Source organism: Pantoea sp. AN62, from assembly GCF_050432985.1.
GTDB classification, from domain to species: domain Bacteria; phylum Pseudomonadota; class Gammaproteobacteria; order Enterobacterales; family Enterobacteriaceae; genus Pantoea; species Pantoea brenneri.
The window spans coordinates 537,826-561,969 of sequence record NZ_JBNPYB010000001.1 but is presented as its reverse complement, the minus strand read 5'-3'; the positions used below and the strand labels follow the sequence as shown (position 1 = coordinate 561,969).

The 24,144-nt window shown below is 57.0% G+C and carries 28 protein-coding genes and 1 pseudogene; 20 read left to right on the top strand and 9 right to left on the bottom strand.

Annotated features, from left to right (window positions below):
- Positions 1 to 84 precede the first annotated feature (84 nt).
- The 7 genes from FHW04_RS02785 (at position 85) to FHW04_RS02755 (ending at position 4,972) form a co-directional block, all read left to right on the top strand.
- Positions 85 to 342, top strand: a complete 258-nt coding sequence (locus FHW04_RS02785; RefSeq protein ID WP_031377309.1) for a hypothetical protein — start codon at positions 85 to 87, stop codon at positions 340 to 342.
- Between the two features lie 4 nt (positions 343 to 346).
- Positions 347 to 580, top strand: coding sequence for a DUF2526 family protein (locus tag FHW04_RS02780; protein WP_031377308.1), 234 nt, complete (start codon positions 347 to 349; stop codon positions 578 to 580).
- Positions 581 to 593: 13 nt separating this feature from the next.
- A complete protein-coding gene (locus FHW04_RS02775) occupies positions 594 to 959 on the top strand; it encodes a DUF1971 domain-containing protein (RefSeq protein WP_069727994.1) in 366 nt (121 codons plus the stop codon).
- Between the two features lie 199 nt (positions 960 to 1,158).
- The gene (norV, locus tag FHW04_RS02770) at positions 1,159 to 2,634 is read left to right on the top strand and encodes an anaerobic nitric oxide reductase flavorubredoxin (RefSeq protein ID WP_069727995.1); all 1,476 of its coding nucleotides are present in this window, start codon (positions 1,159 to 1,161) and stop codon (positions 2,632 to 2,634) included.
- Between the two features lie 4 nt (positions 2,635 to 2,638).
- Positions 2,639 to 3,784, top strand: a complete 1,146-nt coding sequence (norW, locus tag FHW04_RS02765; RefSeq protein ID WP_031377305.1) for an NADH:flavorubredoxin reductase NorW — start codon at positions 2,639 to 2,641, stop codon at positions 3,782 to 3,784.
- Positions 3,785 to 3,903: 119 nt separating this feature from the next.
- Entirely contained in the window at positions 3,904 to 4,185 is a 282-nt protein-coding gene (locus FHW04_RS02760) for a hypothetical protein (protein ID WP_128088281.1), read from the top strand.
- A 532-nt stretch (positions 4,186 to 4,717) separates the two neighbouring features.
- Positions 4,718 to 4,972 (top strand): trehalose-6-phosphate synthase, encoded by a 255-nt coding sequence (locus FHW04_RS02755; protein WP_031377303.1) that lies wholly within the window; start codon positions 4,718 to 4,720, stop codon positions 4,970 to 4,972.
- Between the two features lie 404 nt (positions 4,973 to 5,376).
- Here FHW04_RS02755 and FHW04_RS02750 read toward each other — a convergent pair whose 3' ends face one another.
- Together FHW04_RS02750 and FHW04_RS02745 are read right to left on the bottom strand one after the other, a co-directional pair.
- A complete protein-coding gene (locus FHW04_RS02750; protein ID WP_031377302.1) occupies positions 5,377 to 5,613 on the bottom strand; it encodes a DUF2171 domain-containing protein in 237 nt (78 codons plus the stop codon).
- 260 nt (positions 5,614 to 5,873) lie between these two features.
- Positions 5,874 to 6,286, bottom strand: a pseudogene (locus FHW04_RS02745) (LysE family translocator); the annotation flags it as partial.
- On the opposite strand from FHW04_RS02745, the gene FHW04_RS02740 reads away from it, so the two are divergent.
- Positions 6,221 to 6,484: a hypothetical protein gene (locus FHW04_RS02740; RefSeq protein WP_128088280.1), complete on the top strand. Its 264-nt coding sequence runs from the start codon at positions 6,221 to 6,223 to the stop codon at positions 6,482 to 6,484. The pseudogene FHW04_RS02745 and the gene FHW04_RS02740 sit on opposite strands and share 66 nt — an antisense overlap.
- Positions 6,485 to 6,612: 128 nt before the next feature.
- Entirely contained in the window at positions 6,613 to 7,209 is a 597-nt protein-coding gene (locus FHW04_RS02735; RefSeq protein ID WP_089561161.1) for a DUF1349 domain-containing protein, read from the top strand.
- On the opposite strand, the gene FHW04_RS02730 is transcribed toward FHW04_RS02735, so the two are convergent.
- The 4 genes from FHW04_RS02730 to FHW04_RS02715 all read right to left on the bottom strand — a co-directional run bounded on the left by FHW04_RS02730 (position 7,169) and on the right by FHW04_RS02715 (position 9,132).
- Positions 7,169 to 7,384, bottom strand: a complete 216-nt coding sequence (locus tag FHW04_RS02730; RefSeq protein ID WP_353933830.1) for a nitroreductase family protein — start codon at positions 7,382 to 7,384, stop codon at positions 7,169 to 7,171. The genes FHW04_RS02735 and FHW04_RS02730 overlap by 41 nt on opposite strands.
- Positions 7,385 to 7,449: 65 nt before the next feature.
- On the bottom strand, positions 7,450 to 8,181 hold the full coding sequence (locus tag FHW04_RS02725; RefSeq protein WP_069728000.1) for an NADPH-dependent F420 reductase: 732 nt from the start codon (positions 8,179 to 8,181) through the stop codon (positions 7,450 to 7,452).
- A 24-nt stretch (positions 8,182 to 8,205) separates the two neighbouring features.
- The gene (locus tag FHW04_RS02720) at positions 8,206 to 8,640 is read right to left on the bottom strand and encodes a MarR family winged helix-turn-helix transcriptional regulator (protein WP_031377298.1); all 435 of its coding nucleotides are present in this window, start codon (positions 8,638 to 8,640) and stop codon (positions 8,206 to 8,208) included.
- 165 nt (positions 8,641 to 8,805) lie between these two features.
- Complete coding sequence (locus FHW04_RS02715) at positions 8,806 to 9,132, bottom strand: four-helix bundle copper-binding protein (RefSeq protein ID WP_031377297.1); 327 nt, start codon at positions 9,130 to 9,132, stop codon at positions 8,806 to 8,808.
- A gap of 238 nt (positions 9,133 to 9,370) precedes the next feature.
- Between FHW04_RS02715 and FHW04_RS02710 the strand changes: the two genes are divergently transcribed.
- The 7 genes from FHW04_RS02710 (at position 9,371) to FHW04_RS02680 (ending at position 15,680) form a co-directional block, all read left to right on the top strand.
- Entirely contained in the window at positions 9,371 to 10,405 is a 1,035-nt protein-coding gene (locus FHW04_RS02710; RefSeq protein WP_046288469.1) for a DUF481 domain-containing protein, read from the top strand.
- Positions 10,406 to 10,508: 103 nt separating this feature from the next.
- Complete coding sequence (locus FHW04_RS02705; RefSeq protein ID WP_031377295.1) at positions 10,509 to 11,474, top strand: magnesium and cobalt transport protein CorA; 966 nt, start codon at positions 10,509 to 10,511, stop codon at positions 11,472 to 11,474.
- Positions 11,475 to 11,861: 387 nt separating this feature from the next.
- A complete protein-coding gene (locus FHW04_RS02700) occupies positions 11,862 to 13,226 on the top strand; it encodes a cytochrome ubiquinol oxidase subunit I (protein ID WP_089561160.1) in 1,365 nt (454 codons plus the stop codon).
- Positions 13,227 to 13,235: 9 nt separating this feature from the next.
- On the top strand, positions 13,236 to 14,171 hold the full coding sequence (locus FHW04_RS02695; RefSeq protein ID WP_089561159.1) for a cytochrome d ubiquinol oxidase subunit II: 936 nt from the start codon (positions 13,236 to 13,238) through the stop codon (positions 14,169 to 14,171).
- A 68-nt stretch (positions 14,172 to 14,239) separates the two neighbouring features.
- Complete coding sequence (locus FHW04_RS02690) at positions 14,240 to 14,749, top strand: hypothetical protein (protein ID WP_031377291.1); 510 nt, start codon at positions 14,240 to 14,242, stop codon at positions 14,747 to 14,749.
- A gap of 12 nt (positions 14,750 to 14,761) precedes the next feature.
- The gene (locus tag FHW04_RS02685; protein ID WP_046288466.1) at positions 14,762 to 15,211 is read left to right on the top strand and encodes a DUF421 domain-containing protein; all 450 of its coding nucleotides are present in this window, start codon (positions 14,762 to 14,764) and stop codon (positions 15,209 to 15,211) included.
- A gap of 235 nt (positions 15,212 to 15,446) precedes the next feature.
- Complete coding sequence (locus tag FHW04_RS02680; RefSeq protein ID WP_031377290.1) at positions 15,447 to 15,680, top strand: hypothetical protein; 234 nt, start codon at positions 15,447 to 15,449, stop codon at positions 15,678 to 15,680.
- A 36-nt stretch (positions 15,681 to 15,716) separates the two neighbouring features.
- Here the strand turns inward: FHW04_RS02680 and FHW04_RS02675 are convergent, their stop codons facing one another.
- Positions 15,717 to 16,613, bottom strand: coding sequence for a lipid kinase (locus FHW04_RS02675; protein WP_089561158.1), 897 nt, complete (start codon positions 16,611 to 16,613; stop codon positions 15,717 to 15,719).
- A 160-nt stretch (positions 16,614 to 16,773) separates the two neighbouring features.
- Between FHW04_RS02675 and FHW04_RS02670 the strand changes: the two genes are divergently transcribed.
- From FHW04_RS02670 to FHW04_RS02660, 3 genes are all read left to right on the top strand, one after another.
- A complete protein-coding gene (locus tag FHW04_RS02670) occupies positions 16,774 to 17,046 on the top strand; it encodes a cupin domain-containing protein (RefSeq protein ID WP_031377288.1) in 273 nt (90 codons plus the stop codon).
- 18 nt (positions 17,047 to 17,064) lie between these two features.
- Positions 17,065 to 17,490 carry a DUF4186 domain-containing protein gene (locus FHW04_RS02665; RefSeq protein ID WP_031377287.1) on the top strand — a complete coding sequence of 142 codons (426 nt, stop codon included), beginning with the start codon at positions 17,065 to 17,067 and terminating at the stop codon, positions 17,488 to 17,490.
- Positions 17,491 to 17,630: 140 nt separating this feature from the next.
- Positions 17,631 to 17,948 (top strand): hypothetical protein, encoded by a 318-nt coding sequence (locus tag FHW04_RS02660; protein WP_031377286.1) that lies wholly within the window; start codon positions 17,631 to 17,633, stop codon positions 17,946 to 17,948.
- A 70-nt stretch (positions 17,949 to 18,018) separates the two neighbouring features.
- Here FHW04_RS02660 and FHW04_RS02655 read toward each other — a convergent pair whose 3' ends face one another.
- Positions 18,019 to 19,248, bottom strand: a complete 1,230-nt coding sequence (locus FHW04_RS02655; protein ID WP_031377285.1) for an AI-2E family transporter — start codon at positions 19,246 to 19,248, stop codon at positions 18,019 to 18,021.
- A 353-nt stretch (positions 19,249 to 19,601) separates the two neighbouring features.
- Between FHW04_RS02655 and FHW04_RS02650 the strand changes: the two genes are divergently transcribed.
- Positions 19,602 to 19,928 carry a hypothetical protein gene (locus FHW04_RS02650; RefSeq protein WP_069728005.1) on the top strand — a complete coding sequence of 109 codons (327 nt, stop codon included), beginning with the start codon at positions 19,602 to 19,604 and terminating at the stop codon, positions 19,926 to 19,928.
- A 22-nt stretch (positions 19,929 to 19,950) separates the two neighbouring features.
- Here the strand turns inward: FHW04_RS02650 and FHW04_RS02645 are convergent, their stop codons facing one another.
- Complete coding sequence (locus FHW04_RS02645; RefSeq protein WP_089561157.1) at positions 19,951 to 23,721, bottom strand: FAD-dependent oxidoreductase; 3,771 nt, start codon at positions 23,719 to 23,721, stop codon at positions 19,951 to 19,953.
- Positions 23,722 to 24,144: the final 423 nt, after the last annotated feature.

Sequence of the window (24,144 nt, the reverse complement as noted above, 5' to 3'; positions counted from 1 at the left end):
GACCTGATGAGGAATATCAATCACTTAAAAAATGGCACAAAGTTTGCTCTGTCTCATACAGAGACTTTTTTAAGGAGCAGAACCATGTCCGACCTGAAAACGACGCATGTGCTTACCACAGAACAGCTCGAAACCGCCGCCAATTCATTGCGCTGGGCGGCGTTCGGCGGTCCGCGTGGACCGGTGTTTACTTACCGACAGAGTGCCCCGGACCGGCTGCATTTCGAAACGGTGTATAACGGACGCAAAGCCTGGGTCGATTTAGATATTCCCTACACCCCGGTCTCCCTTATCGTCGCAGGCGCACTGCTGCTCCAACAGCTTAATACTTATATGGGGTAATGCCATGAACCATAGAGAAGAGGTGAACAGGGCGGTCGAGGCCGCCTTAGCGAACAATGTCATTCGCGAGATGAATACGCTGCTGTGCGCGCTGAGTGAAGATCCCGAACTGAGCCGGGAAGAGCGCTATAGCCAGCAACAGCGCCTGCGGATGGCGGTGTTTAAACACAGTACCGAAAAACAGGAACTCGCTGAACAACGCCGTAACTGGCTTACTCGCGGCGGAATCATTGGCTAACCGGAGATTGACGATGACCCAGAGCATCCCACAACATTTTGTTCATACCCGCTCCACGCCTTTCTGGAACCGGGAAAGCGTGCCGAAAGCACTGTTAACCCATCACAACACCCGCGCAGGCGTTTATGGCCGGCTATCGGTGATGTGCGGTGCGGTAAAATATTTTGGTTTTGCCAGTGAAAATGAGACAACCCACGAAATGGAAGTCACCATTAACGCCGGGCAGTTTGGTATCAGCCCGCCGCAATACTGGCATCGGATTGAGCTTTTAACTGACGACACTTACTTCAATATCGATTTTTTTGCCGATCCGGATGTCGCCTTAACCGGCAACGGATTTGAGCGTGAGGTACATATCCCGCCCAGGACAAAAAATTAATTTTCTTCAAACCCGCTGCGGCGGGTTTTTTATTGCCCGTAGCCTTGTCATTAAAACAATGCATTGTGAACAAAACAATTCACACCCATGTCTTTAAAACAATGACATTAATTTAATTTCATATAAAACAATAAGTTAAAAGTTGGCACGGCAGATGCAAAGAGATACGGGACTATCACTTACACTGCGAGAATTTCTGATGAATATCCATGTTAAAAATAACATTTCCTGGGTGGGTAAACGTGACTGGGAAGTCGAGCATTTTCACGGTAAAGAGTACAAAATGCAGCGTGGCACCAGCTATAACAGCTACCTGATTCGTGAAGAAAAGACGGTGCTGATCGATACGGTCGATCTCCGGTTCCGCTCCGATTTTGTCAAAAACCTGGCTGAAGAGATCGATCTGAAAAAAATCGACGCCATCGTCATTAACCACGCTGAAGAAGATCACTGTGGCGCGCTGGCCGAATTGCTGGCGCTGATCCCCGGCACTCCGATTTACTGTACGGCAAACGGCGTCGACTCGATCAACGGGCATCATCACCATCCAGAATGGAATTTTAACATTGTTAAAACCGGTGACTCACTGGATATCGGCAACGGTAAAAAGCTGATCTTCATTGAAACTCCGATGCTGCACTGGCCAGACAGCATGATGACCTACATGACGGAAGATGCGGTGTTATTCAGTAACGATGCCTTTGGTCAGCATTACTGCGATGAACATCTGTTCAACGATGAAGTTGATCAGAACGAATTATTCGACCAGTGCCAGCGTTACTTCTCTAACATCCTGACCCCGTTTGCTCGCCTGGTCACCGCGAAAATCACCGAGATTCTCAGCTTCGGCCTGCCGGTTAGCATGATCGCAACCTCGCACGGCGTGGTGTGGCGCGACAACCCGGTACAGATCGTTGAGCTGTATCTGAAATGGGCGGCCGATTATCAGGAAGATCGCATCACGTTGTTCTACGACGCGATGTCGAATAATACCCGCATGATGGCCGATGCGATTGCCGAAGGCATCCGCGAGACCGATCCGCGGGTGGCAGTGAAGGTTTATAACGTCTCCACCCACGACAAAAATGAAATCATCACCTCCTGCTTCCGCTCAAAAGGCATTCTGGTCGGTTCTTCTACCATGAATAACGTGATGATGCCGAAAATCGCCGGCATGCTGGAAGAGATGACTGGCCTGAAATTCCGCAATAAACGCGCCTCAGCGTTCGGTTCTTATGGCTGGACCGGCGGTGCCGTGGACCGGGTCGCCACCCGACTGCAGGATGCCGGTTTCGATATGACCATCGCGCTTAAAGCGAAGTGGCGTCCCGATCTCTCCGCGCTGGAAGCGTGTCGCGAACACGGCCGCAAAATCGCCCGTGAATGGGCGCTCTCTCCGCTGCCTGACTCAGCGCCAAAGCCCGCTGAGGAAGCAGTGCCAGCCGCGATTGCGGCCGCCGCAGCGGTAAACCGTGATGGCGTGGCGATGGCAGAAGCGGGCGAAGGCGCCGAACAGAAAATGATCTGTACCGTCTGCCAGTGGGTGTACGACCCGGCAGACGGTGAACCAAATCAGGGCGTTGAACCTGGCACCGCATGGCAAGAGGTACCTGACGATTTCTTATGTCCGGGATGCGCACTGGGTAAATCTGTGTTTGATCCTTTCGAGGGCTAAGCGAATGTCTGAAGATATTGTGATTATCGGCTCCGGGTTCGCCGCCCGGCAGCTGGTTAAGCACCTTCGTCAGCAGGATAAAACGGTACCGATTCGGGTTCTCGCGGCCGACAGCTGCGATGAGTACAACAAGCCTGAGCTGAGCCATGTGATCAGCCTGCGCTGCGCGGCCGATGACTTAACCCGTCAGACGGCAGCGGAGTGGGCCGAAAGCCAGAACATCATGCTGCATCCTTGCACTGTGGTTAGCGACATCGACACGCTGGCGCGCAGGGTGAACAGCAGCGCAGGCGATTTTGCTTACGGAAAGCTGGTGCTGGCCACCGGTGCCCGGCCTGTGATTCCGGCGATGCCGGGCAGTGAACTGATCTACACGCTCAACAGTCAGCAGGAATATCGCCAGTGCGCCACCGGGCTGATGAATGCGGCACGGGTGCTGATCATCGGAGCCGGGCTGATCGGTACCGAACTGGCAATGGATCTTAATCGTGCCGGTAAACAGGTAACGATTATTGATCGCAGTGCAGGTCTGCTCGCCGCGCTGTTGCCGCCGGAAATCAGCGGTCGTCTGCAACACCGATTAATCAACAGCGGCGTGCAGATGATGTTCCAGACTGAAGTGACTGAACTTGCCCGCCAGGCAGATTCTGTTGCAGCTACCTTCAGCGACGGAGAGAAAAAGTGTTTTGACGCGGTGGTGTGCGCCATCGGCTTACGTCCCGATTCGGGGCTGGCAAAAAGAGCGGGTATCGAGGTGCGTCATGGCATTGTCGTTGATCGCACGCTCGCCACCTCGGTTCCCGATATTTATGCGCTGGGCGACTGCGCAGAGATAGAGGGAAAACTGATGCCTTACCTGCAGCCGGCGACGCTGGCGGCGATCACCCTGGCCAAAAATCTGACCGGACAGGCCGCTAACCTGACGCTGCCTCCGATGCTGATCAAGGTCAAAACACCGGATATGCCGCTTCAGCTGGCGGGCGATCCGGCTAATCCGGCCTACAACTGGCAGATGGCGTTCTCTTCAGACGGCGTGATCGCGAAAGGTTATGACCCGGACGGGGTGATGCGCGCTTTTGTGGTCAGTGAAGATCACATGAAGGTGGCGTTCAGCCTGCTGAAGGCGTTAAACACGCCAGCAGCCACTTAACCGCATCGGTAACGCCGGCACGATACACCAGACCGCTGCACGCTTCCCACGGTGCAGCGGATGTCAGACGCGATCCTGCCGGCTTCTGACCGCTATTTAACTTGCCAATAGGTCCTGTTATGAACACTTCTGAAGACGCAGTAGTTAGTCATATTACGCTGCACAATCCTCCCTCCTGTACCTGTGCCCGGATTATCTGGCTTTCGATGAACTGCGATGCCTTTGCGATGAATATCGGTACCGCTAACGGTGACGCACACATTGATGCCAGACTCGGTTCAGTTTATCGCAGCACCCGCTTTCACCCGGAAGCGCTTAAAGAAACGGTTAACGATTTATTCTGGGAAATCTGGGCGGTATGGGAGCCTGAAGAAGGGATTAAAGTGATGGAGCGCGGGTAAGCCGGTTTTACGGCCGGTCAGGAGGCCGCTGACGGACAGCCGGTATTAATGCCGTTCAGGCAAGAGTCTCGACCAACATCACGCCGCGCCGTGTCCGGCAGAGCAGGTGAGTGTTCTGCCGGAGCGGGCAAGGCGTCTGCCGTTCATCACGGGCGGCGGCCGGGTGTCGTCCGTTCATCTGCGGGCAGCGTTCATCCTCTCTTCTCTGACCCGTCCACATCATCGCTGCACAACCTGGCCGACGTGGTCGGCTCCCCGGTTTATCACTTCCCCGCCTGATCATATCCACGATCGACTGCACCCTATTTACTGCATTTTTATATTCCGCTTCGCACTCTTTACGCCTTTTTTATCTGCCATCCGGTTAACTGTCTGCTCAGTAACCTTCACGATTCAGTCACGCTGAAGACCGGCTGAGATCGGAGAAGGCGAGGGGGATACCGTTTTTACGGTCGCCCTGTCAGCATTCAAACGCAGCACCCGGATCAGCGGGCAATCGATACTCTCTCGCTTTGCCGGCGCGGCTGAACAGATGAAGGGGGCGATTATTGTTAATCCGTATGATTCTGATGAGATTGCGGCGGCTATTCATACCGCGCTGCGCCTGCCTTTATCCGTCAGGCAGGCGTATCACCAGCAGCTGATAAAGGAACTGCATATTCATGACAGCCACTGGTGGTCAGCGCGCTTCCTGAGCCAGTTGAGCGGGGCACCTGGTGATACCGGAGCGATGCCGGCAGCGGGTCTGATAGATTCCGCCGGGTTTGGTAACCGGCCGCGCTACTGACAGCCCGGCATGGGTGTCTGGCGGACAGAACGGGCGTGACAGGACCCGCTAGCCGTTAAACCTGACGGTACATTCAGCGGCATTCAGAATGCTGGACGCAATGAAGATATCCTGCTTTCCGCTTTGGTTGGTACAGGGATATTTTTCCGCAGGAATGACTGCTCTGAATGATGGTTTGTTGCGGTGCAGGTTTGATAAAAAATTAGACAGCATGGCTGTTTATTACTGAACACTTTCCATTAGCAAAAAATGGTTGAGTAAACTGTGTTTTACCCTGGCTAAATACCGTGAATCATGCTGGGTTTTCTAGAGGGTGGGATTATTTATCAAACTGGAACGTGAGCGACAATAAGCAGCAAGTTAACGGATAAAACAGAGCCGTGGCGTGCGCCACGGCCAGAAAATTATGCAGTCTGCCACTCGCTTTCAACATCTGCCTTCGCTTTAGAGAGAATGACTTTATTATCATCCACCTCTTTTACCCAGCTAAAGGGAATAATATGGTGTTGCCCGCCCGCTTCAGGATCGCTTTTTGCCAGCTTGATTTTATCGTCACCTTCAAAATGATCAACAACCCCTACGTGTTCACCATTAACATCAACGACCTGAGCGTGGTCTAAAATTTGTGATTTATCTACCATGGAAATTTCCTCCTTATTCATTTGTGAGGTCATTGCCTCAGACCGATTAATCCTGGTTGCTGAAGCTGAATTACGCCAGCATATTAACAAAATGAAATATTTTACGGGCTGCCGGAGAAAATAACGGCTTCGTCAGTTAGCTGAATAAATCAGTTAATTATGGTCCTGATCGGCGTAGCGGCAGAATATCGGTCGCTGCCCTTGCTGACTGCCGTGCCTCCCGGACTCACAGTTCGCTGAAAAGCAGGCCCGGTCAGCGTTCAGACGGATTTTGCGACTATGCTGATGGCCGCCAGCAACATAATGCTACCCGCCGAGCGGAACAATATGCGCTGGGCGCGGGGGCGGGTTAAAAAGTGCCGAATCCGCAGCGCAGCCAGAATAAAATCGCGCCCACCAGCAGCAGGGCCAGAATAGTCAACGGCACCAGCATCATGGCCCAGGTTTGCAGTGAAACCCTATCCACGGAGATCACCAGCGGAAAAATAGCCAGATAAAAGGCAATGGTTTTGGGATTACCCAGCGTAATAGTCAGGCCTGAAAGCCATGCCGAAATCAGCGCTTTTCGACTCGCCCGCTGGCCAATATTGATGGCATGCGGAACATAATGCCAGAACTGCCAGGCGAGAATGCAAAGATAGAGCGCCGCCGCCCGGTTAAGTTGAGTGAAAATAACCTGTGGGCAGTGAACGACTTATTTAATCCGTTGTGGGGCGCGGCCTCGTTTACCGTAGTTATGACTTATGACGGTATGGTTTTTATTAAATTCTGGATGTCTTGTTATCCAAAAATAGCGTTAATAAACCGATTATATTGCCGGGCGCGCCGCCTGTTTCCCGGCCTGAATAGCTGTGTATCGGCACGGGTTTAAATTATTGCCAGAAGGCGTTTCGCTATTAAATACGCTGCCTGTCGTCGCCGCATCTCCAGTAAGCGCGCTATGCTGGTCAAATCAGGCCGCACCCGACGGCAACAAGTGCAACGTCTACAGGAGAAGGTATGTCAGCGATCGATTCAATTTCCACCGACGGCGGCGTCTGGATCAATCCGCCGCCGGTACATCATCTTGAGCAGAGTGAATTATGCTTTGAGACGGCGTTTAACAGCGATTTCTGGCAGCGCACCTGGTACGGTTTTGCCCGGCACAGCGGACACGCTTATGGATTCTGGATCGATGAGGACTTTACGGTACAGGTGCAGGTCAGGGCGGATTTCAGCCAGCTGTACGATCAGGCCGGGCTGTTTATTCAGGATGATGAGACGCACTGGGTTAAGGCGGGCATTGAATTTAATGATGACCAGCCGGCGTTAGGCTGCGTGGTTACGCGCGAGAAATCAGACTGGTCAACCGGCCTGTTTCCCGGCGATCCGCGCAGCTTCTGGCTGCGGGCTACGCTGGTTAATGAGGCGCTGCGCATTCAGTACTCAACCGACGGCGAGCAGTGGCCGCTGTTACGCCTCTGTCCGTGGCCCGGCCGTGGGCGGCGCTTTGTCGGGGTGATGGGCTGCTCACCCGAACGTGCCGGGCTGGCGATTCGCATCGCACACTTCACGCTCAGCCCGCCACTCGGCAAAGAGCTGCACGATTTGTCCTGAACATCTGCCATAAACGGCGCCTGGCCGTGAAAGGTGATCGATTGGCTGAGATCACCTGCCACCGCTGAGTATTGCTGTCCGACGGCGCGCGCCGGGCCTGTTCCGGCACCGATCGCAGCGTCTGCTGAGGCACCGGCGCTGGCAGGGATCGACGGTAACAGCGACCTTGCCGCACCGTCTGCCTGAAACTCAGCTCACCGGCGTCAGACGGTGTGCAGGAGTCTGCTTCTTAGCACTTTTTCAGGCGGTGACGGCACGGTTGCGCGCCACGATCGCCGCATGCGTCAGCTCTCCGGCTGACATGAACTCGTTGATCAGCGCATCGCGGTTGTGCGGTGCGCGGTCGCGGTCGGCCGCCTGTAGCGCGCTAATCAGCGCGGGCTGGGACAGTTCAGTGCAGTAGGCGGGCGTACCCGGCTGCTGACGCCATGAGTCGCTCAGCGAACCCGCGTCAACCGCATCAAAACCGGTCACGTCGACCAGCGTCATTGCCACGGCTTTCGCCTGCGCATCGTCACCGGCAACCGGTATCGCCAGGCGATCGGGCTGACCCGCCGGCTGGCCTTTTTCGGCCAGCGTCGCCGCCAGTACCGCATTCCACGCTTTAATCACCGGACGGTGCAGCTGTTCGCTGGCCCACTGGCTTTCTGTCTGCCCCTGCTGTAGTGCCGCAATATCGCCGTCGCGGAACGGATAGTAGTTGCTGGTATCAATGATGATGGCGTCCGCAGGTGCAGCGTTTAACAGGCTGGCCAGCGCCGGGTGCTTATCGAAAGGTATCGCCAGGATGATCACTTCGGCGTCCTGAACGGCGTCTTCGCGGGTTACCGCCGTGGCACCCACTTCTCTGGCCAGCGTCTGAATCGAGTCAGGACCACGTGAGTTTGCCAGTCGGATGGTGTGACCGGCGGCGGCCAGTTTGCGTGCCAGGGTTGCGCCGATATTGCCTGCGCCAATGATGCTGATATTCATCTGTTACCTCTTTGTCGATGGGCGTTATTGTTGCGCCGGATGGGCGAAGTCGAGCAGGGTGTCGCGTAGCGCGGCCAGCTCCTGATCCGACAGGTTGCAGGCGGATTTAATGCTGTCGGTAATCGTCCACAAGGTTTGCTGCAGGGCGGCACCCTGCGCGGTCAGGGTGATCAACACCCGTCGTTCATCATTACGGTCGCGGGTGCGGACAATCCGCCCGGCCGCTTCCAGCCGCTTGAGAACCGGCGTAATGGTGCCGGTATCCATGCCCAGCCGGTTCCCCAGATCGCCGACGCTGCGTGGCGTCTCGCTGAACAGCTCCAGCATTACCAGATATTGCGGGAAGGTCAGGCCCAGCGGATCCAGAAAAGGTTTGTGCATCCGGTTCATCCGGCTGGCGGCGCCATACAGGGCGAACGACAGTTGTTTGCCGATGTCGGCACGTGACTCGCAACTCATGATTTACCTTGTGTTTGATTATCTAGTGCAACAGATAAAAGTGTAGGACAAGCGACGCCGCGATTAAAGCGCTGTCAGCAGGTAATTTGTGCGGTTTCGCCTTTGCGGGAACGGGCAGGGATTTTCGCCCCCGGCTGGCGGGCTCCGGGGGCGATGTCGGGGCTGTCAGGCGGCCATGCGGCGGCACGCTTCAGCACAGTGATGACAGGCCTTAGCGCACTGCTGGCAGTGGTCGTGCTGGTGCTGACCGCACTCGTCGCCGCACTGCTGACACAGGTCGGCGCACAGCTGGCAAAGCGGGCGGGCTGATTCGCTCTGCAGCGCCATAAACTGCGCTGCCAGCCGACAGAGACTGGCACACTGCATGTCCAGCCGGATACAGTTGCGCATCATCTCAAGGTTCTCTTCCTGCAGGCAGGATGCCGCACAGTGATCGCAGGCTGCGGCACACAGATAACAGGCCTCAATGCACTTTTTAAATTCGTCGTTCATGTTGCCTCCTTATGTGGGTTTGCCTGTTTAAGCCTGGAAAAGAATGCTGATTATGCAAACAGCGAATAAGTTAATCATCTTTTCCGCACTTCGCTTATTCCAGCGCGCGGGCAGCATTCTGAGCCGGTGCGCGCTGACCGGCATTGCATATCTGCCTGTTATAGTCTTAATTATTAAGCCTCAATCAGCGGTGCCTTATTGCCCGTGGAAGACGACCGACGCCTTAACAGGGAACGCTATGCATCGCACCATCGGCCCGATACGACACCTGATCAGTCCGCTATTGACGGTGGGCCTCGCTCTCGGATGGGCAGACCAGGCCGCTGCTGATACCGTCTGGCTGAACAATGGCGACCGGCTGACCGGCACGGTGCGCTACCTGAGCGATGGCAAACTGGCGATAGAAACTGCCTATGCCGGAACGGTCACTCTCGACTGGAACGTGGTCAGTACCCTGGCGAGCGAAAATCCGGTCAATGTCGAAAACAAGAAAACCGGCGAGCGCTATCAGGTCCGGCTCTCCGCCTCCGATCCCGGCTATATCTGGGTGGAGCGCAATGAGCGTGAAGAGAAGATCTCGGTAAAGCGTATCGACGAGTTTATGAAAGCCAAAGTCCGCACCGATCAGCTGTCGTGGACCGGCAACATCGATGCCGGCATGAAGGTCAAAAAAGCCTCGACCAAAACCGACGATTACAATTTCTCCCTCAATACCAAACTGGCGCAGGGCAAATGGCGTCACGATATCGGCGCGACCTATAACCGCGAGCAGGAGAATGAAGACGTCAATACCGACAACTACAGCCTGCGTTATGCTTTTGATTACCTGTTCCGGGAGCAATTTTTCTGGCAAACCCGCGCTACCTACAAACGCGACTGGGTCGAAGATCTGTCGCGTCAGGCGCTGATAGGCACCGGACCGGGCTACCAGCTGTGGGATACCGAACTCAGTTCCTTCTCGGTATCGATACTGGGCGGGGCGTTTGGTTATGGCTACAGCGACGGGCGGGAAGAGAAACACTTTGGTGCCTCGGTACGCTGGAGCTATCAGCGTTATCTGTTGGGCAAATCGGTCACGCTCTACAGCAACGGTGACGTTGGCCATTCGCTGGATGACGATGGCGTCTTTACCCTGGATGCCGAAGTCGGCCTGCGTTACACCCTGACCTCGTGGTCAACCCTGCATCTCGGCTATCACCGCAACCTGGTGAACGGCACGCCGGATACCCTCAACGAAGGGACTTTCTCAACCGGCCTGGGCGTGAAGTGGTAAGGCATCGGGCAGGGGAGATTGCAGCAAAGTTTTACCGTTTTTCTTACGATCCCGGCGCGGCTTTGACTAAGCTGCTGATACCGACAAAGGGAGAGTGCAGAAGATGATCGTAAGCAGCAGGGTCTATCGTCCGGGATGTGCGGGCGAAGAGGTGGATGTCGAGAAAATCAGTGAGGTGATTAAGCAGCCGGATGCGTTTATCTGGCTTGGCCTGTGGCAGCCCGATCCGGCGTTCATGGAGAAAATCAAAGAGGAGTTCGGGCTGCACGAACTGGCAGTCGAGGATGCTCTCTATGCCCATCAGCGGCCCAAGATTGAGCATTACGGCGAATCGCTGTTTATTGTGGTTAAGACGGTGCGGGCAAAAGATGACAGCTGCGAACTCGGCGAAACCCATTTCTTTGTCGGGAAAAATTTCCTGATCAGCATCCGTCACGGCGCGTCAGAAAGCTATTCACCGGTGCGTGAGCGGGCAGCAGAAAACCCGGCGCTGCTTAAGCTCGGACCGGGTTATCCGCTCTATTGCCTGCTCGACTTTATTGTCGATCGCTATGCGGAACTCTCGACCTCACTGAATGAACGGGTCGGCCAGATGGAGAACGATCTGTTCAAAAGCGAATTTGATCGTCAGTCGGTGCAGGCGGTCTACACTCTGCGCCGTCATCTGCTGACGCTGCGCAATGCCGCGCTGCCGCTGGAGGAGATCTGTAATCAGCTGATTCACCTGCATGAAGATCTGATCCCGCGCCCGCTGCGGGCCTATATCCGTGACGTGCAGGATCACGCCCGTCATGTGGTGACCGACGCCGAGGATATGCGCGAGATGCTGACCAGCGCCATGCAGGTCAATCTGGCGCTGGTGACGGTACAGCAGAATGAGGTGGTGAAAAAGCTGGCGGGCTGGGGGGCGATACTGGTGATCCCGACCGTGATATTCAGCATGTACGGCATGAACTTCGAACATATGCCCGAGCTTAAGTCGCTGTATGGCTATCCGCTGGCGGTCGGCATAACCCTGCTGGCCTGCGGCGGACTGTGGGCGAAATTACGCCGTTCAGGCTGGCTGTAACGTTGCGGACAATTACCCGGTAGTTTATTTACGCGCTGCGCTTATCCTTATTTAAGCGCAGCGACAACCACGGCGAATAATAACTATTTTTTCAGTAAGGCCAGATTATTCTGCAGTGGAAATAAGCCTGGCCTGGTCCTGTTTCTATATCCGGCGCACGGCTTAACTGGCCGCTTTTTTATTTGTTCGCTACGCTGATAATACAATCGTATAACACCGCCGCCCTGGCGAAATAGAGTTTGCACTGCTGATTTGCAGCGCTGATATGCGGCGACGCATTTACATCCGGAGAAATTCAGATGACAGAACGGATTAACCCTCCGCGCTTATTAACGTCTGACGCTCATCCACCGCGTCCTGTGCGGGGCGCTAAGGGTAAGCCCGATCGTGACTGACGCCGACTGGGTTTTAATCATAGCCCGGACGCAGTTCGCGCTAACCATGGGCATGCACATTACCCTCGCGGCGCTGACGCTGGGGCTGGCCCCTTTTCTGGTGTGGTTTGAAGCGCGCTGGCTGTGGGGCAAACAGCAGGCCGCCCGCGATGCGCTGCACTTCTGGCTGACAATCTTTTCCCTGACGGTGGCAATCGGCGCGGTCTCTGGCGTGGTGATGGAGTTTCAGTTCGGCACTCACTGGGCGCGCTTTTCACATCAGGTCGGCGGCGTTATCGGGCCGTTGATGTTTTATGAGGTGCTGATCGCCTTTTTTCTCGAATCGGCGCTGACCGGCGTAATGCTGTTTGGCTTCAATAAAATTCGTCCGGCGGTGCATTTCACGGTGACCTGTCTGGTGGCGGCCGGGGCGTTTCTTAGCGCCTTCTGGATTCTGGCCGCTAATTCGTGGATGCATACGCCGGTCGGTTTCAGCCGTGATGAGAACGGCGTGTTTCTGGCCGAAAGCTGGCGATCGATCTTACTATCCCCCTCCTTTCCGTGGCGCTTCAGCCATATGGTGATGGCATCACTGATTGCCGTGGCGGTGCTGGTGATGGGCGTGGCGGCCTGGCGGCTGCGCCATTTTAAAGCTGAGGCTGCTTCACGCCTGATGCTCAACAGTGCGCTGACCTTTCTGCTGTTTGCCGTGCCGCTGCAGATCGTTCTGGGCGATCTGCACGGTGAAAATACCCGCGACTATCAGCCAGCCAAACTGGCGGCCATCGAAGGCGGCTGGCATCCGCCGGCACCCGGCGAGGGCGAACCGCTGCGGCTGTTTGCGCTGCCGGATCAGCAGGCGCAGCGCAACCATCTGGAGATCAGCCTGCCCAATCTCGGCTCGCTCTATCTGCGGCACAATCTTACCGGCCACATCAAAAGTCTCAGCGAATTTCCCGCCGATGCGATCCCGCCGGTGCTGCCGGTCTTTTTCGCCTTTCGCCTGATGGTGGGCTTAGGCGGGGTGATCCTGCTGACCACGCTGGTGGCCAATGTGCAGCGCTGGCGCGGGCGATTACCGGTCTCAGCGCGCTTGCTGCGCTGGCTGACCTGGCTCTCGCCAGCCGGCTTTGTCGCGCTGCTGTCAGGCTGGGTCGTAACCGAAGTCGGGCGTCAGCCGTGGACGGTCTATGGCATGGTGCGCACCGCACAGAGCGTGTCGCCGCTGGCGCTCAGCACCACGCTCGGTATTTTCCTCGCGGTACTGCTGATCTACGGGCTGGTGTTCGCCCTCGGCTTACACTATCTGCTGCGCCGGATTAAGGGTGAACTGCCGTCGGGAAAACCGGTGGTTATTCAGCTGAAAACGCCCAATTAGGAGTCCGCCATGGCCGATCTTTCTGCGCTGATCATCTGTCTTTCGCTGCTGCTCTATCTGCTGCTGGATGGCACCGACCTCGGCGTGGGGATGCTGTTTTTCTGGTTTCACGACGACCAGCAGCGTGAACTGATGACCCACAGCATTTTGCCGGTGTGGGATGCCAATGAAACCTGGCTGGTGCTGGCCGCGGGCGGCTTGCTGGCGCTGTTTCCGCCGGTCTACAGCCTGCTGCTCAGCGAGCTGAGCGCGCCGCTGTTCGCCATGTTACTGGCGCTGGTGGTGCGGGCGATGGCGCTGGAGTATCGCGCCCAGAGCAGCACCCGCTTACGTCACTGGCTGGACCGCATTATGGCCAGCAGTTCGGCGCTGGCGACCTTTATTCAGGGCTGGTGCGCCGGAATGATCATCAGCGCCCAGCCGCACACCGGCCTGCCCGATGGACTGAGCATGGTTCCGCTGATCAGCGGCGTGGGCTTAATGGCGATTAATTCGCTGCTGGCCTGCTGCTGGATCGGCTGGCGGATTGGCGACAAGGTGCAGCCGCTGGCCGAAGCACAGAGCTGGCTGTGGTGGCTGCTGGCGCTGCTGGTGTTTCTGATCGAACTCTATCTTAACGCCGACCTCTGGCAGCAAAGCTGGCAGCGCCCGCTGGGGAAAGTGGCCGGTGTGGCGATCGTCATCCTGTGGATTGCCTTGCCGCTGGCGCTGTGGCGCGCCCGGCCGCTGGTGCAGCTTTTGGTGACGCTGATGCTGATCGGCGCAGTGTTTATCGGCCTGCTGTGTGGTCTTTATCCGTGGTTAGTGCCGCACCAATTTACCCTCAGTGAGAGCGCGTCATCACCGGTCACCCAGGGGTTTGTGCTGGTGGGCGCGGCCATCGCCATGCCGCTGACGCTGCTTTATCACAGCTGGTCGTTCTGGATTGAACGACGCGGTAAATAAACCGACGCCCGCTATGCTTTAGGCAGGATGCAGTTTGGCGGGTGGTATTGACAGGAGGCGAGGCAACGGTGAAAAAAGAGCAAATCAGCAGTCGGGATTACCCGATAAAAGAAGATGTCCGCTGGATACGCCGTGAATGGCTGATTCAGCGCGTCGGCGAGTATCTCCTGATCCTTCTGGTGATTCTCGGCGCGTGCGGGCTGTTTTCAAAAGGGGTGCTGAGTAACGGCAGCGCCGTGTCGCCGGATGGCGCGATTCGGGTGGAGTATGAGCGTTTTGGCCGGGTCCAGAGCAATATGGACATGACGATCCGCATCAAATCACCGACGGCGGAGCGGTTCAGCGTCACCCTCGGTCACGGGGCGCTGGATAATCTGCAAATTCAGACGCTGCAGCCGCAGCCGCTGGAGGCGATTACCCTCGGCAGCGATCTGCGGCTGACCTTCTCGTCGCGCGATACCGGCCCGGATCACGCCATCTGGCTCGGCCTGCAGCCACGCAGTCCAGGCCGCATTGCCGTCAGCGTCAGCAGCGGCGAGCATCCGCCGGCCCGTTTCACCCAATGGATTTATCCCTGACAGGAGCGCTTTATGGAAACGGTATTACGTGCGGCGGGTATCTATCTGGTGCTGATGGTGGTGATCAAAATCGCCGGCAGACGCACGCTGTTGCAGATGACCTCGTTTGATTTAATCCTGCTGCTGATCATCAGTGAAGCGACCCAGCAGGCGCTGCTGGGCGACGACTTTTCGGTTACCGGTGCCGCCCTGACCATCATTACGCTGGTGACCATCGATATCGTGCTGGGAAAACTGAAAAACCGTTTCCCGGTGGTCGAGCAGGCGATTGATGGCGGTCCGGTGATCCTGGTTGAGAATGGCAATTTACTGACTGAACGGATGAAAATGACCGGCATCAGCCCTGATGATGTGCTGGAAGCGGCGCGATCGAGTCAGGGACTGGAACGGTTTGACCAGATTAAATATGCGGTGCTGGAGGTAAACGGCCACATTTCAATTATTCCGCTGCCGCAAAAATAATTGGCAGCGCGCTGTCAGGCCCTGCAGGCGTTGCGGTCCGGCGTCTGCAGGTGATTTTTCCTGTTCGGTCAGCGCGTTAGCGTATACCTGCCCGGCGAGCATCACGCTTCGCTTATTCTGCCGTTCCCCTTGTGATTTTGCGGATTTAGTTCAGACTCAGCTCTCCACTCACGTTTTTATAACCAGAGCTGGCCTGACTCCCAATCAGCGTTATGCTTTCACGGTCAGGTTCAAAGTGAATAAATTTAACAGTTTTACCTTCTATCCGGTCACCGGCTGGCACATCGGGCCGCTTACCGGTCATCAGGCGCTGGTGCTGCAGTTTGGTTACCACGATCCCAAAGCCCCGTTCACCAAACGCCAGCAGGAGTCTCTCTATTTCGGCATGACCCTGGAGATGGCGAAAAAGCTGGTGGTTAATCTGTCAGAACACATTGATTATGCTGAGCAACACGCAACAGAGTCCTGATTCGGACGGTGGCTGCAGGCGATTAAGTGTGACTCCCTATTTCCCCACTCCAGCGGATGGCGCATAAACCCGCAGTGCCTGCGCAATCAGGCGAAAATGCGCTGGCGTCTGCCCGATAATCTCGCCGTCCGCATTGATGTAATGAGGACGACGCGTCTCAATGATCAATTCAGTGGTGCTGAACGCCCGCACGTTACGCCAGCGCCCGTGGGTGCCGCGTCGCAGCGCAGGCAGCAGGGCGATCAGCTGCCAGCTTCGCTGCAACTCCAGACTGTAAACATCCAGCAGGCCGTCATCCGGAGTCGCGCGCTGTTCCACCGTCATACCACCGCCATAAAACCGGCCATTGCCGACCGAAACCTGCACGGTTTTGACTGGCGTCCGCTCACCCTGATGGATCAGCGTGGCGCTGAACGGGCGACTCTGGCGTAACAGCCGCAGGGCGGCCAGCGCATAGCCGCCGATACCCCAGCGTTTTTTCGATTCCGCCGTCAGATTCCGTGCCAGTTCCGCTGAAAAGCCGATGCTGCAGACGTTGAGGAACAGGTGCTGATTCACTTCGCCGAGATCGACCGGGCGCAGGTTACCGTCAGCAATAACCTTCACCGCCTGCTCCAGACTGGCACCGATGCCCAGGGTGCGGGCAAAATCGTTGGCGGTACCGAGCGGTAAAATACCGAGCGGCAGACCGGTCTGCATCAGGCCGGGCGCGGCAGCATTGAGCGTACCGTCGCCGCCTCCGACGATGACCGCATCAACGCGATCGGCGTAAGCGTTAATCAGCTCAGGGTAGCTGCGCGCATCCTCGTCGGGCGGCTGCAGCAGGGCGATGCCGCTCTCGGTAAGCAGCGTTCTCGCCCGGCTGGCGTCGGTCCGCCCTTTACGCGAGCGCTGATTGATCAGTAGCAGGGCGGTATTAAGCGGTGCAGGCATACCTGTGGTCTCTCCTGGTGGTGACGGAGCGGCAAGTACAGCACTGGCACCACCGGCTCACAACCGGCCTTGCGCTACTTTACGCAGCGCGACAGGCATACCGACAGATAATAAAGATCGTCTACACTGCTAATGTTCAGGTCCACACGCAGGAGGAACAATGACGGAACACGAATTCAGAACGTTGTTAGCCGAACAGGGTTTTGATGAACCGGTACTGGTCGAGCGCGCAGCCGCCACCCAGCTCGATAATCATGTCCATCCCTTTGAGGCGCTGGCCCTGATTCTCAGTGGCGACATCACCATCAGCACCGAGCAGAGTGACATCACCTATCACCCCGGAGAGACGTTCCATCTTCAATCCAACGAACTGCACCGTGAAGCGTTTGGCCCGCAGGGCGTGCGTTATCTGGCGGGGCGCAAATACGATTAAGGCCCGATCTGAGACTTTATGACCTCTTCTGACGATCTTTTTACCCGTCTGGCACAGTCGCCGTTTCGCCAGCGTTTCCGGCTGGGACGGGCAGAATATGACTACGCCAGCAGCAAAGGCGAAGCGGTACTGCGCCAGCATGCGGCGGAGTTTATTGCCCAGCGGCTGGCCCCGGCCCGGCCGGCCAATGACGGCAAACAGACGCCGATGCGCGGGCATCCGGTGTTTATCGCCCAGCATGCGACCGCCATCTGTTGCCGCGGCTGCCTGAGTAAATGGCACCACATTGCGCCGGACCAGCCACTGAACGCCGGGCAGCAGGCGTATCTGGTGGCGGTGTTGTTGCAGTGGATTGACCAGCAGATGCAGCGACCGGCACCGCCTGCCCGACCGCAAAAAGCGAAGGCAAAACCGGATGACGATCCGCAGCTGGCGTTATGGTGAGGGCGTGAATATCGGGCGGATAGCGATTTTTCTGGCGCAAACTGGCCCTTTTTCATTCCTGGTTTATTCTTAAATCTTTCCTGGCCGCGCTATGCCAGGATTAAAACCTGACACGGCAACTATTCAATACAGAGGGAATTATGAAGAAAACAATTATTGCACTGTCTGCTATTTTACTGGCTTCGCCAGTCTTTGCCGCGACCACCACAGACAACACCGTTGCAGAAGCGCATAAAGGCGCGGATACCGCAAAAGAAAAACTGCATCAGACACAGCATCAGGGAGAAGAGTTAAAGCTCAAGTCTCAGCATGCGGCTGAAGGCAAAAGCGATGCCACCAGCAGCAAAGTGACTGAAGGCGCGCAGAAAGGCTGGAACAAGACCAAAGAAGGCACCGAGAAAGGCTGGGATAAAACCAAGCAGGGTGCTGAAGATCTGAAAAACAAAGCGACTAACTAAGCCGCCTGTTGCCAGATTAAACAGTCTGTCAGATTAAAAAAGAAACCCACCGTCAGGTGGGTTTTTTTATTTACTTTTTGCTGGCGCTGGCCGTTTTCTCCGCCTCGGCGGCGGCTAATGCCGAGACTTTGATTTCGGCTTCAGCTGCCGCATCCGCAGCCGCAGCGGCGGCTTCAGCCGCGGCTTCGGCTGCGGTGTCTGACTGTTTCTTGCCTTCCTCGATCACCTCTTCATCAATCTCTTCGATGTTTTCGCGGTTATCGCGGCCTGACAGCAGATTCCAGCAGGCGATAAACAGCGCGGCAATCACCGGACCGATCACAAAGCCATTAATGCCGTAGATTTCCATACCGCCCAGCGTGGCGATCAGGATCAGGTAGTCAGGCATTTTGGTATCTTTGCCGACCAGCAGCGGACGCAGAATGTTATCCACCAGGCCCACAATCACCACAAAGAAGCCCACCAGGAACAGACCTTTCCACAGCGCGCCGGTGGCAAAGAAGAATACCGCTGCTGGCACCCAGATGATGGCGGAACCGACCGCCGGTATCAGTGACAGGAACGCCATCAGCGCACCCCACAGCAGGCTGCCGTCAATGCCGGTAAACCAGAACGCCAGACCGCCGAGTATCCCCTGAACCACCCCGACCACCACGGTGCCTTTCACCGTGGCACGCGCGACCGCAGCAAATTTCACCAGCAGGTGATGCTTAACGTAGGTCGACAGCGGCAACGCTTCCAGGATCAGATGCACCAGGTAAGAGCCATCTTTCAGCAGGAAAAACAGCAGATAGAGCATCACGCCAAAGCCCACGGTAAAGCTAAAGGTGCCTTTACCGATGATGAAGGCGCTGCCTGCTACGTACTGGCCTCCCTTCAGGGCGAATGAGGAGAGTTTCTCCTGAATCTGCGTGGCGTTATCCAGATTATTTTCGGCGAGGAAATGTTTCGCCCAGCGCGGCAAATGCTGCAACAGGTCAGCAAACACCACCGGGAACTGCGCCGAGTTTGTCTGGAGCTTGTGGTAAACCGCGTTAGTTTCGACCACCAGCGAGGAGGCGATTATCGCCAGCGGCGTGAAGACGATCAGGCAGATACAGAGCAGGGTCAGCAACGCCGCCAGACCATTGCGCTCGCCCATTCGGGTCCGCAGGTAGGTTTTTAGCGGATGGAAAATCACCGCCAGAATCGCCGCCCATAAAATCGGCGAAAAATAGGGTGACAGCACCTCAAAAAAGGCGAGGGTAGCAATCGCCAGAATCAGAATGAAAAAACCGATGTTCAATCCTTTAAAACGCATGGAAAAACCTCATGGTAAACGTCCCCTGATAACCCTGATTGCCGCGTGTGCTGCGCATAGCTTCGTTCAGACGAGCGCTATCGGGCAGCTTTCGCGTCAGGCTTTTACTCTGTTAAGGATGCCAGCTACAGCACCATTCTGGCTAACAAATTGAAAGATAAGGCGAAAATAATTAACCCGCCGATGCCGCCCGCAGCCTGACCTGGGCTGCAGGCAGGGCATGGCTTTATTGCGGCGCGCTAAATCCTACCTTAGCGTAGCGGTTTCGCCCATTATTGGTAGCAAACAGATTCACGATCGCTGGCTGCGCTGCCGATATATCCCTGAGCGCAATGAAACGATGGCGGTGAATAATGAACAGAATAGTGATGTCAGGCGTGCTGGTGATGCTGTTAAGCGGCTGCGCCACCAAACAGTATCCGCAGGCGTCCGCGGTAACGCCTGAAGAGACGGCGGTGCTGGATTGCAGACTGCTGGATCAGGAGATCGTCAAAGCCCACAGCGTGCAGAGTGAGATTGATCAAACCGGCCGCTTCGATGCGCTGACCGTGATGGGCTTCATCGGGGATTTTGGTATCGGTAACGGCATTGCGAAGCTCAACGCCAGCCATAAGGCGGATTCGCGACTGCAGCAGTTGCAGTCGCTGAAAGCGGCGAAGTGCAGCCAGCGCGTGGCCTGAGCCGCTGGCTGCCTGACCGGGGTTAACCGCGCGTGCGCTGGCTGAGATGCTGCATCCTGACATTTTCAGCCGCGCGTTTACCGGCGAGAAAGGCGTGGTCAGAGTTGTAATACTCCCACTCGCTGTATCGGCCGGATAAGTGAATATCCTGCGTCAGCAGCCACTGCCGGATCAGCGCCACGTTACGGCTGCGTGCATGGTCATACACCACATAGGCGTAGGGCATATCAACCTGCGACGCGCACAGCAGCCGATCGTCATCGCGGATCATCCCGACCCGGATGCAGTCCTGACGGCAGCGCTCAATCAGCGCCTCGCCCTCCAGCGGCAGCGGGTTAGCGGCATTGTAGGTGATCTCGCAGGTTAAGCCGAAACCGCCGGGCGGATTACAGTGCGGACTGGCATTGCCCTGCACGAAGATGCGATGAAACAGGGTATCGCCGGGATAGTAAATCCAGTGTTTATCCGTCAGCCCGGCGCGACCGATCCCCAGATTGACGCAGCGGACTGAGACAAACTGCAGCTGCGCCGCCGCCTGCTGCACCGTGTCCGGTACCTCATCACCCATCAGTTTAATCAGCTCCGGCAGCGGCATAGTGCTGATCAGCTGTTGATAGCGATAGTGGCGTCCGTCGGCCAGCAGCGCGACGTGCGCCTGCGGATGAAGCCGGATTAAGCGCGCCCCGGTCTCGAGCTGGCACTTCAGATGTGGCAGAAAACCGGACATCAATGCCTGGAAGCCGCCCCGCAGCGGATAGCCAAAGCGGGCATTCGGACCAACCGGTTTCGCCAGCGGCTGTAGCGCGCCATCAATAATCTGCGCCAGATCCGGTAACGGCACCCGTCCGCCCAGCCACGAGGTTTCCATATCGGTCAGCGGCACTTTCCACAGCTTCTGGTTGTAGGGCAGGGCGAAGTGTCGTGCGATGCCTTTGCCCCAGGTGCGCAGGATAAAGTGATGGAAATCTTCCTGATCCTGCACCTCGCCAACGCCGTTGCCCTCATCAGGCAGCGCACCGTCGGCGCAGCAGTCACGCCGCTGACGTGCCCGTTCCAGCGGTACGGCTACGGGCGCGCTTTCGCCATAACGTGCTTCAATCGCCCCCAGCACGCACTCCTTCACCACCTCCACCGGCAGACCATGCAGCGCAGACTGGAACGGATAGCGGGTAAAGACGCCGTCGGTATAGACCCAGGCTTCACGCGCCTGCCAGTGCAGGTTGTCGCCCAGCAGCATCTGATACAGCTGCAGGACGTAAGGGTCCTGCGAAAACATAATGTGGCCGGCGTAATCGAAGGTGAACCCCTGATCCTCAACCGACCGGCACCAGCCGCCAGGTGTGGCATTTTTTTCCAGCAGCACCGCGCCTTCACCGTAGTGATAACCGGCGCTCAGGCCGGTCGGCCCGGCACCGATAATCAGGCACTCCACCGCGGCACTCTCCAGCATCGCCGGGGTTAACGCGCTGACGTTAGCCTGCTGCGGTTCGGTCAGCGGCGGGCTGGCCGTGGTCAGTGTCTGTTTGCGGGTCAGCGCCTGCTGGATCAGCGCGTGTACCTGTTCCACCGTGCTGTCCCACGAGGTGGCAGCGACTTTTGCCTGCATGTTTCCCGCCAGCGCCAGCCGGTCGGCCGCGCTGAGGGCGATTGCCCGTTCACAGGCGGCGATAAACTGCTGATGATCACCGGCGACGGCGACCTCATCGGCATAGTGGCGGGCGACGTCGGTAATGGCGGTACTGACAATCGGCAGTTGCGCCGCCATATACTCCAGCACTTTGGTCGGCGAAATGTAGCGGGTCGAGGCGTTGAGCGCGAACGGCATCAGGCAGACATCCCAGCCCGCGAGGAACTGCGGCAGCGCCTGATAAGGCTGCTGGCCGAGCCAGTGAATATTGGCACGCTGCGGCAGGCTGGCCGGATCTATTTTCACCACCGGGCCGACCATAATAATCTGCCAGTCGGGATGACTGTCAGCCAGCGCGGCGATCAGCGGCAGATCGATGCGCTCATCCAGCACGCCATAGTAGCCAAGACGCCGGGCGGGAATCGAATCCTGCAACGGATGGCGGTTGCTGCGATCGCGCGCCTGCTCAAAATGGACGGCATCCACGCTGCTCGGGAAGCAGTACACCTGCGGATGTTTATCACGTTTGGCTTCATACAGGCTGGAGCCGCCGGTAAACACCAGATCGGCGCGGGTCATCAGCGCTGACTCGCGCTGCTGAAGCTGGCGCGGAGCATTGTGAAAGGCAGAAAGCTCATCCATGCAGTCGTAAATTACCAGCGACGGATTAAACGGCGTCAGCAACGGCAGCGCCATCGGCGTATAAAACCACACCAGCGGTTGTTGATCTTCGTCCATCAGCGGAGCCAGCAGCAGTTGCAGCGGGGCGATCTGGCTGTCGTGAAACCCGGCAGCCTGAATATCGGTATGCGGCTGGATCACCGTAATATTGGCGGCCGGCTGACTCTGATGCAGTCCTGGCGGCCCGGCCTGCCAGACCGGCTCTTCGACAAACAGCACCCGATAGTGCTGCGCCAGGCGCGTCAGCAACTGCTGCGGACGCTGAAAAACAAAGCCCCAACGTAAATGGCTGAAAACAATGAGTACTGGTGGGTTGTTCATAGCGGACTCCTGACAATGCCGTTGTGATAGTTGGATGTGTTGCAAGGATTGCTGCGCCTGGCGCAAAGCGTCAGCGTAAGGGTGCTGTAACTGGCGGGCGTAAGGATCGGGTCCCAGCCAATCGAGATCCCACAGGCCGCTGCGGGTCCAGAAGGTGGGGTGCTCCCATAAAGGCCGATCAAGGATGGGATAGAGGCAGATGCCGAGCAGGTCGACGCCCGCCAGCAGCGCCTGCGCGACCTGGGCGCCAATCTGGCCGATCCAGGCACCGCGTCCGCTGCCGACGTGGCTGGTTTCCGCCAGCAGCAGCGGGCGCTGATAGCGCTGAGACACCTGCCGGAGCAGCTGATGTAACGGCGCTCGACGGGGATCGCCAAGGTGCCAATAGAGGCGCTGATTCGATCCCTGCTCCCACTGATTATCGTGGTAGTAATTCACGCCGATCAGGTCGAGATAACGTTCTGCACCTCCGAGTTCGGGATGCAGCCTGCCGCTCAGCATGTCCCACGCCTGATACTGGGTTTCACGCATCAGCGCGGCGGTCTGAACGCTGTCGGGATCGGCCGGATCGGGCACGATATGGATCAGCGGATCGCAATGCAGCAGACGCGCCCGCGGATCGGCCTGCCAGATCGCATCGCAGGCCGCCAGCGTGGCCCGCACCAGCTGCTGTTTAGCGGCATCGGCGCAATCCGGTTGTGGGCAACTGGCGCAGGCAAATACGCCAACCGAGATACCCCAGCTGAGAAAAGAGATTTCATTCATCGGCGAATAGACCGGTGCGCTGTGATACCAGGGAGCCAGAAAGCGCGCCAGCGCGCCGCAAAAGGCGGCGAAACGGCTGACAAAGTCGTGGTCAAACAGGCTCAGGTCGTCGGGCCAGCCGTAATGGCAGAAGGTCCAGCTTAGCTGGATGCCCTGTTGTTGGGCCGCCTGCATCCGGGCGGCGACGGTTGAAAAGTCATAGCGGCCATCCCGTTCGCACAGTCGCCAGCCGACGCTTTCGCGCACGGTTCGGATAGCGAACGGTGCCAGCGCGGCATAATCCTCTGCCGCACGCGCCTGATGCTGGTTCAGGTCGTTCATCGACAGCGCGACGCCCGCAGGATTGATGTGATCGGCACCTTCATAGCCGGCCTGCCAGAAACTGGTAAAGGGGGTCATGGCATCTCCCGTAAAACAGCAACACTTATCCCGCTGACAAGCCGTAGCAGAACGGGTCAGGTGAGGGGGGCAGTATGTAAAACAGACTGGCCGGTGTGGCCACTCTGCACTGGCGGGCGCTCCTTGCCAGAATCAGCCGACGCAGCGTTGCAGGCAGCAGGGCCTGACGCATTGACGACGAGTGAGGGATAGCGGGTAACAACACGCAGCGCTATCGGCGGGAAAACTGCTGGCTTCTCGTAGTGTTACTGAGGGTTATGGAAGCCTTACTGGAAAGTATAGGTAAGGCGAGGTTCTTCGCAATGTATTGATGTAAAAAGAAAAAGCACAGCGGCAGAATATAGCCATTATAAATCAGGAAAATTTAAGCTTTGAAATTTAGCGTAAGACGATAAGCGAAACGTCACCGGTAACGGGCGATTT